Source organism: Prosthecobacter sp. (assembly GCF_044232965.1).
In the GTDB taxonomy this organism is placed as follows: Bacteria; Verrucomicrobiota; Verrucomicrobiia; order Verrucomicrobiales; family Verrucomicrobiaceae; genus Prosthecobacter.
Genome location: NZ_JBIIKX010000050.1, coordinates 37,163 through 45,485, shown reverse-complemented (window position 1 = coordinate 45,485; position 8,323 = coordinate 37,163). Strand labels below are relative to the sequence as shown.

8 protein-coding genes are annotated in these 8,323 nt (G+C 59.8%); 2 read left to right on the top strand and 6 right to left on the bottom strand.

The annotated features are described in order from the left end of the window. The 5 genes from ACILSI_RS18670 to ACILSI_RS18650 form a co-directional block, all read right to left on the bottom strand. Positions 1–559: hypothetical protein (locus ACILSI_RS18670; protein WP_395723422.1), on the bottom strand; the 559-nt coding region annotated here is incomplete at its 3' end. 111 nt (positions 560–670) lie between these two features. After that, complete coding sequence (locus ACILSI_RS18665; RefSeq protein WP_395723421.1) at positions 671–1,861, bottom strand: sialidase family protein; 1,191 nt, start codon at positions 1,859–1,861, stop codon at positions 671–673. 27 nt (positions 1,862–1,888) lie between these two features. Further along, on the bottom strand, positions 1,889–3,112 hold the full coding sequence (locus tag ACILSI_RS18660) for an MFS transporter (protein ID WP_395723420.1): 1,224 nt from the start codon (positions 3,110–3,112) through the stop codon (positions 1,889–1,891). 18 nt (positions 3,113–3,130) lie between these two features. After that, a complete protein-coding gene (locus ACILSI_RS18655; RefSeq protein ID WP_395723419.1) occupies positions 3,131–3,889 on the bottom strand; it encodes a creatininase family protein in 759 nt (252 codons plus the stop codon). An 85-nt stretch (positions 3,890–3,974) separates the two neighbouring features. Then, complete coding sequence (locus tag ACILSI_RS18650) at positions 3,975–5,228, bottom strand: SGNH/GDSL hydrolase family protein (RefSeq protein ID WP_395723418.1); 1,254 nt, start codon at positions 5,226–5,228, stop codon at positions 3,975–3,977. A gap of 286 nt (positions 5,229–5,514) precedes the next feature. Between ACILSI_RS18650 and ACILSI_RS18645 the strand changes: the two genes are divergently transcribed. Both ACILSI_RS18645 and ACILSI_RS18640 read left to right on the top strand, forming a co-directional pair. After that, positions 5,515–6,456 (top strand): tetratricopeptide repeat protein, encoded by a 942-nt coding sequence (locus tag ACILSI_RS18645; RefSeq protein ID WP_395723417.1) that lies wholly within the window; start codon positions 5,515–5,517, stop codon positions 6,454–6,456. A 490-nt stretch (positions 6,457–6,946) separates the two neighbouring features. Further along, positions 6,947–7,531, top strand: coding sequence for a class I SAM-dependent methyltransferase (locus tag ACILSI_RS18640; RefSeq protein WP_395723416.1), 585 nt, complete (start codon positions 6,947–6,949; stop codon positions 7,529–7,531). Between the two features lie 82 nt (positions 7,532–7,613). Here ACILSI_RS18640 and ACILSI_RS18635 read toward each other — a convergent pair whose 3' ends face one another. Continuing rightward, a complete protein-coding gene (locus tag ACILSI_RS18635; RefSeq protein WP_395723415.1) occupies positions 7,614–8,186 on the bottom strand; it encodes a hypothetical protein in 573 nt (190 codons plus the stop codon). Positions 8,187–8,323: the final 137 nt, after the last annotated feature.

The following is an 8,323-nucleotide window of genomic DNA, read 5'->3' as shown; positions in this document are numbered from 1 at the left end:
GCAGCCAGTACTCGCCCGGCGGCACGTTCTTGAGCGTGAACTTGCCGCCTGCGTCCGTGGTGGCGAACCACGGTGTGTCGAGCACGAGCACAAAGCAGCGCATGTGCTGATGAATCTCGCAATAGATCTTCACCACACCAGGCTTGTCGAAGAGCACTTCTGGGCTCGCCTCGTCCTTGCGGAAGCGTCCCAAGTCAAAGCGCTTCGTCTTCGAGTAGGAGAACACGTTGTGAAACTCGTCGTCCATGTTGGGGAAAGTCACTTTCGCGCCTGCCTGCACCGCCACTATCGGCGGACGAAACTGATAACCCTCCTGGCGGATGCGCACGATCTCACCTGCGCGGGTGCGTGGATACTTCTCGTCATCGCGCTCCAGATAGACGATCGCAGGCGCGGTGTCAGGCCTCTGGACCGGCTTCTTCGTCTGCGGCGCCACATAACCGGGGCGGGATGGCGCGGGCTTCATCGCCTCCACTGTCAACGCTCCCTCTACTGTGCCCCCAGCCATGGCGGCCGCGTTCATGCCGAGAAAAGTGAAAACAAAAAGTGCGCGGCTCATGAAAGGGCAAGGAAGCTAAATTCATCCCCATGATGATGGAAATCTCGATCTTTGCCAAGAGCGGCGAGAAAAACCTTCGTCAAGCAGACGCGCAGGCCGTTGGGGCATGTTCTATCGGGCATCCTTCCACAAAATGCGCGCGGCGAACACGCTGTTGTCCGCGCCATAGGAGTTGTCGGGCTTGATGACGATGTCCGGCCCGTTTTTCTGCATCCACTCGGCCACGGTGACCCAGGTTTCATTCTCGCTCACCTCGCACACGGCGAAGTTGCCGAGCCTTGCGCCACGCTCTGGCACAAGGATGCGCTCCGTGTCCCGCTTCACCGTCAGCGTGGCCTGATCCACTTCCGCCATGAACAACGGGGCACGGTGGCGGAAGACATGGTCGTTGTTGGCGCCTCTGCGGGTATAGACGAGGTAGAGGCGATCTTTGTGCGTCACCCAATGCTGCTGTGTGTTGTAGTTCCCCAAGTCGCTGCCGTCGGTCCAGCACCACTTCTTCGGCTCGGAGAAATGCAGGCCGTCATCGCTCACGCTGACGTATCCGGCGGTGTCGTTGCGCAGCGTCAGGTAAAACCGGCCCGCGCAACGAGTCAGCGACGGCTCATACACGCCGCGACCGGATTCGAGGCCCAGATCATTGCCTTGTTCGAGGTAGCGCAGCGTTCTGCCGTCAAAACCACAACGCAGCACCGTCACGCGGTAATATTTGTCCTCTTTCGCTTTGAAGTAAATCGGCAGCAGGATGTCGCCGTTCTCCAAATCGAAGCGTTGCACACTTCCCGCGCCCGCATTGAAAAATTTTGCCTCCTTCGGCATGTCCATCATCTGCCACGGCGTCCAAGTCGATGTCTTCGGATCAAACACCGAGAAACACGTCTCGCGAGGTCGGTCGTGGATCACCTTGTCTCCCTGGTAGCGCACCGTGTGTCCGGTGCCGAGCAGCTTGCCGGTTTTCGCATGCCATTTCGGTGTGAAGTCGCACGCGGCCACGATCACACCGCCCGGTTCCTCGCGCCGTCCCAGCGTTTCACCATGCTCGACTGGCTGGGTCCACGTCTGGCCGAAGTCGCTGCTGCTGACGTGGTTGAGCGCGTAAAACACATCGCTGCCGGTGAGCAGCAGCTTTTGCATGGTCATCACCACCTGTGGAGTCGGGCCGGGAATCGCGCCCGCGCGCGGATGCACCCAGCAGGTCTTGCCATCATAGCCACGCGTGACGGTTTCGAGCCGCAGCTCGTAGGGTTCCGCGGCGCGAAGCGTGGCAGAAAGGGCGAGCAGAAGAAGGGAAAGGCGGGTCATGCGTTTTCAACGCGATGAAGCGCCCCTTTACTGCGCTTTTCTATCCCACAGCAGCTTCATCGCGATCACGCCCAGCCACGGGGCCAGACCGGCCATTGCCATGCCCATGTCGAAGGATTTCGTCTCATCGACCATCCTGCCGAAGAGCTTGTGCATCGGCGATGACACCGCCCACACCCAGGTGCTCAGCAAGCCCGTGAGCCTTCCCACATGCCGGTCTGAAAGCTCCTGCACAAAGCTGTAGTAGCATGGAAACAAGGCCAGTGCCCCGGCACCCACGACGAGGATCGCTCCCATCAGCGGCCAGCCTTTCGGCAGCCACAGCAGCAGCACGCTGAACGACGTCATCACGCACGCTCCCGCATAGACCCAGCGGCGCGCGCCATGCGCCGAGATGGCAAACCGCCGTGCCAGCCACAGCGAGATGAAGCCCGCCGCGATGCAACCGATGTCTGTGCCGATGTAGTAGGCCGAGTTGAACGTCAGCGCCTCCGTCTCCGAGTAGCCACGTCCTTCCTGCATGAACTTCGGCAGCCACACGCGGAACAGATGCCAGCATGTTTGTGCCCCGAAGATCAACGCCGCCAGCGCCCAGAAGCGACGGCCCAACAGGATGTCCCACATGCCTTCACGCTTGGATGGATCATCCGGCACCACCACATCCAGCTCCGTCTTGCGGATCGAGAGGAACCACACCACCACCCAGAGCAAACCAATGCCGCCAATGACCTCAAAGGCGAAGCGCCAGCTCGAAATGTCGTCCGTCATCAGCCAGATCATCATCGGCGGCGTCACCACCGCGCCGATGGACGCCCCGCTTTGCAGCACGCTGTTGCCCATCGTGCGGTCCTTCGGGTCCAGCAGCGCGAAGGTCGTCTTCAGCGCGCACGGCCAGTGCCCCGCCTCAAAAAATCCCAGCAGCACCCGGCACGTCAGCAACGGCCAGTAGCCTTCGGTGTGTGCGGAGGCGATCCCCATCAACGACCATCCTGACAGCACTACCGGATACAGCCAGTAAACACGAAACCGATCCGCCAAAAAGCCAAACACCAACGACCCCACCGCAAATGCCCAGCCAAACGCCAGCTCCAGGTCCCCGTACTGTTCCTGCGACAGCTTGAACTCCTTCGTCACCCGCACCGCCGCGTTCGCCAGCGTTTGACGGTCCATGTAATTGATCGTCGTTGCTAGCAGCAGCAGGCCGCAGAGATACCATTTCCAGAGTGGGGAGCGTTTGGATTCTGTCGGCATGATTTCGTGTTCTATCGGTCAACCTTCCCAGCTCACGCCGTCCCATGCGATCACACGCTCCAGCATCTTCACGACTTCCTCGGTGAAGCAAGAGAACAGCACCTCGCCCTTCTCTGCCGTCGCAGAACGCGGATCGCCGACGTGGCCAGGTTCGCTGCGGTCGGTCATGATCCAGCCGCGTGAAGCTGGCTCGAAGGCGTTGCCGAAGGGCACGTCGCTGGTTTTCGTGAGATCGCCGACGAGTTCGGGGCGCAGGCGCAGCACCATGCTGGTCTCCCATTCACAGGCGTGGCCCATGACGCGTTGTTTGATCGACGGATCACGCGTCCAGGGCTCGGCACCGAGATTCCAGTAAGTGGCGAAGAGCAGCAGCAGGTCTTTGCGGTCGCGGTATTTCTGCCGCGTCTCGAACACGGCCTGCTTGCCGGGAATGTCATTGCCGCCGTGGCCGTTGAGGAAGACGAGGCGCTTGAAGCCGTGGGCGATGAAGTTGTCCATCAGTCCGTTGAGCAGATCGAGGTACAACCGCGGTTCGGCCGACAAGGTGCCGGGGAAATCCATGTGATGATGCGAATTGCCCAGCCAAGTGAGCGGCGCGATCAGCACACGCTCACCCAACGCCGCCTCGGTGCGGCGGATGAGTTCGTTCGTCAGCATACTGTCGGTGAAGACCGGCATGTGCCGCCCGTGCTGCTCCAGCGCGGCCACGGGGAAGATCACCGGTGTGTCGCGGCTCAGCGCATCCACCTCGTTCCATTTCAAATCGGCTAGCTGCATATCATCAGAATTTGATCCACAGATTTCGCAGATGACGCAGATGGAATCCAATCTGTGAAATCTGCGCCATCTGCGGACGAGTGTTTCAGTGGATTTCCTCGACCTTGATCGTGTGGGTGACGGGTTTGATCAGCTTGCGCACGTTCGCGTCCAGCTTGGCGTGCTCATCGGCGAACTTCTTCTTCAGCTTCGCCAGTGCGGCGGCCACTTTGGGTTCCTCGGCGGCCTCAGCAGCTACCACACGCATGTGGGTGACGAAGCTTTTGATCAGCGTCGTCTCATAGGCCTGCTTTAGGGCGATGGCGTTGATCAGATTGGCAAACGCGGCATCAAACGGCGTCTGGGTGAACTCGGCGGCGAGATTGACGCCTGCTTCGAGCTGCTCGCGGCTGAATGCCTTGCTCTGCGCACCCCAGGTGACCTTTGCCTTCGCGGAGCCGAGGTTCTTCACCTGAAGCGTGAGACGGTTGAGGTCCTGATTGAAGCTGGTGAAGGGCAGGATGCTGCGATTGCTGCCCGCCGACTTCGGATCGGCATCGAAGCAGAACGGCCACTTCGAGCTTTCCAGCTCCACGCTGCCGCCTTGGCCACTCTTGACGACGTGGCCGTTGCTCGCAGTGGCTTGTCCCTTCAAATCGACCGTGATCGTGCCGATCTCGCCATCGAAGCCCAGCGCTTTCAGAAAAGCCTGTGCCATGAGGAGCTGGCCCGCAGGAGCGGGATGGAAGCCGTCGCCACCGAAAGGACCGTAACCTTTGCCAAGCGCGGCCTTCGACTTCGTTAGGGCGCTCATCATCGTGTCATGCACGTTCGCGAACGGCTGCTTGTTCTCCTCCGCGAGTTTCTTCGCGATGTCGCGGAGCTGGGCGAGGTTTTCGTTGTAGATCTCGCCCTTGATCGTCGGACGAGTGAAGAAATCCGGATCGACGCCGCCAGGTGAACCCACCGCCACCAGCTTCACGCCGACTTTTTTGAAGCCCGCCAGGATGGCGCGCATGTTCTTCTCATATTCGGCGCCGATCTCAGGCACGTAAGCCTTGTAGCTGCCATCGTTCATGCCATAGCAGGTCGTGGCGACGTTCGGATTGAACACCGCGAGGTCATTCTCAAGCCGCGCCGCAAATCCACCCGCCCGCTCGCCGCTCCAGCCGAATTGGAACACTTTGATGTCACTGCGGCCCGTGCAGGCCAGCAGGTAGGTCTCGATGTACTTGGAATAAATCTTCTGCTCCGTGATGCTGTCGCCAATCACGGCGACGCGAGCGCTCGGGGGCAGCAAGGATTCAGCCCGCAGGCTGGTGGCAACGAGAAGGAGAGGAAGAAGCGAGAAAAGACGCATAGAGGTTGTTCATACCGCCAAAAAGCAGGCGTTCTGGCAAGGATTTGTTTTCTTCCATCTTCTGAGTGGGGAAACTGGGCCGGCATTCCAGATGAGGGCCTCTTTGAAGACGCAGACCAAGTTGTTCCAGCGAGCGCATGAAGTGGATCACTGTGGGGCCTGTGACTAACTTAAGGTGCTATGACTCACGAGGATTCCGGCCCATCGTAGAAATAAAGCGTGCGCTTTGACTCGCTCATGACTTTGGCCTTGTGCCTGCTATGGCATCGTCATTATAGTTTCGCCCATGAAAAAAATTCGCCTATATCTGGCGTGTTGGCTGCCAGTTTTGCTGGTTTGCTTCAACGTGAAGTCCGAGGCGCAGGAACAAAGCGTCAAAGACAGGACGGCTGTTCAAAATCAGGAACAGGTCCTGCTGGCCCTGCATCAGCAGCATCGAAAGGCGGCGGATATGACCGCCCAGGGCAGGCTGACGGAGGCCGAGGCCGAGCTGCGGCAGATCGTCTCCACCTGCCGCCAGGTGTTTGGCAAGAAACACCCGGACACCCTGATCAGCCGCAGCAATCTGGCCGCCACGCTTGCCGAGGAGGGGAAATATGCCGAGGCGGAAAAGGAAAACCGCGCCGTGCTGGCCATCCGCCAGGAAGTGCTGGGCGCGGAGCATCCCGACACGCTGCTGAGCCGCAACAACCTCGCGGCCGCGCTTCAGGAATTGGAACGGCATGCCGAGGCCGTGCGCGAATATCGCGCGGTGCTGGCCGTGCGCCTGCGGGTGCTCGGCGCGGAGCATCTGGACACCTTGGACTGCCGCAACAACCTTGCCACCGCGCTGAACGACCAGGGCAAGCATGCCGAAGCGGAAAAAGAACACCGTGCGGTGCTGGCTCTGCGCGAGCGACTGCTCGGGGCGAAGCACGCCAAAACCCTGGCCAGCCGCAACAACCTGGCCGCGGTGCTTCAAGAGCAGGGCCGTCATGCCGAGGCCGAGCGGGAGCACCGCACGGTGCTGGAGCTGCGCCAGCAGGTCCTGGGAGCCAGGCATCCTGATGTCTTTCTGAGCTGCTTCAACCTCGCCCTGTGCCTGGAGGCGCAATCCAAGCTGGATGAGGCGCTGTCCTGCATGCGCCGCGCCCAGACGGGCTTTCAAAAACTCCTCGGAGCGAATCATCCCCATGCGCAGTTCGCCGCAGAATCCGTGCAGCGCATCGAGGCGGAGATGAAACCGTGATCGGTTGGTGAAAAACAGCCGGCGCGAGAGGTGTCGCCAACGGCAGCACTTCTGGGTTCATGGAGCATTCGCAGCGCCCATCGAAGCTCCCCTCACCTAACCTCTCCCCGCAAAAGATGGCAGACCAAGCGCAGGCATTGCGCGGGGAGAGGGACTTGGTAGGCACGTTTTCCGGTCTGGCGGTGAAGATGTCGCCCTCTTTTTCAGTCCCTATCCCCGCTGTGGATACCCCCATGATCTGAAGCATGCTGCGGGGAGAGGTTAGGTGAGGGGGCGCATAGCATTTCGCCCGGCAGAGACCGCACAAAGCAGCCGGATGAACCACCTCTGACTGCTGACCTCTAACTTCTTACTCCTTTCTTCATGGGCTGTTCATCTGGCTGTTCACCCACGATACCAAGGGGAAGATGCCCTCAGGTTGTCAGCGACTTTCCTCTCGCCGCTGAAAGCCCTCGCACTCTCGCATTCAGTGGCTAGCATCCGCCCCCGAATGTCCGCCGCCACCTTCCTCAAAGAATTCTGCCGCAACTGGCAGACCGTCGGCGCCATCGCGCCTTCCAGCCCGGCTCTGGCGGAGCGCATGATGGAGGCCGCCGGTGTCTGGCAGGCGAAGCGTGTGCTGGAGCTCGGCCCTGGCACCGGAGCCTTCACCGACGCCATCTCAGACTCGATGCCGCACGGAGCCGATTACCTCGGCATTGAACTGAACCAGACCTTCGTCCAGCAGCTCACCCCGCGTTTTCCCAAGATGCGCTTCGAGTGTGCCGGGGCGCAGGAGTTTGATTTCAGCCAGGTTCTGCCGCCTGGCGAAAAATTCGACACCATCATCAGCGGCCTGCCCTGGACGGCCTTCCCACGCGCCTTGCAGGAGGCCATTTTGAACAACGTGCTGCCGCATCTCGCGCCCGGCGGCTGCTTTGCCACCTTCGCTTACTTCGGCTTTCACAAGCTGCCCAGCGGCCTTCGTTTCCGCAGCCTGCTGCATGAGCTGACCCACGGCGTCGAGACCAGCCGCGTCGTCTGGCGCAATCTGCCGCCCGCGTTCGTTTACATCGCGCGAAAGCCTGCTGTCTGAACGACTCTTGCCGACGTGGACTTCCTGCCCAGAACTTTGAACGTGTGACGCGGCGGACATCGGGCGTCCAGACCGAAGCAAACTAGAGGCGTTGTCCGCCGCTACCGACACTGGCTTGTTCGGTAATGTATGTGTTGACCAACTTACATCGAAGATCATTCCACGGGAAGAATACACCCTCTATTACCACTCCTTCCTTCGAAATAGAATCAAGAGCCCATGCATACCAGAAGCTCGGCTCGCCATCGCGCAATCCAGCGCGTGTTCGGTTGGCTGTAACGACATCGAAAAGACGGGCAACACCACCTCTAATAAACAGCAATCGCCGTGAAATCCATTCTCCGCCGCAACTTTCCTGAAATCCGATGATCTGATTGGATTTGGAATAGACCTGATATACTTCGCAGCTCTCACGCATGGGTATTCCGTCAGTACCAGGCTTGCTTGGGAGATAGACACAAGTGGGAATCCTCCAATAGCGACCGTCATCCACCCGGATTTCATAAAAGGCTGAATCTGTCGAATCCTCCACGACTTGAATTTGGGCGGCAATCGGACCGCGGTCGGCAAGACGTGGGGACACCTGCGCGGAGTCTTCCGGAAGCGAAGCGCATCCCGCTAGGAGGGTGCAAACGCCAAAAACGAAGCGGTTCATTATTTTGCCGAAAATTAAGCCACATCGAACTGTGAGCAAACCAGATTCGCACACAGTTTTTCGAGAAGCCAGCTCTCTTCAGATTCTACGCGGCTTGCCCAAAAGCTTCGAAAGTTAAGGCTCGGGTATTGAACCCG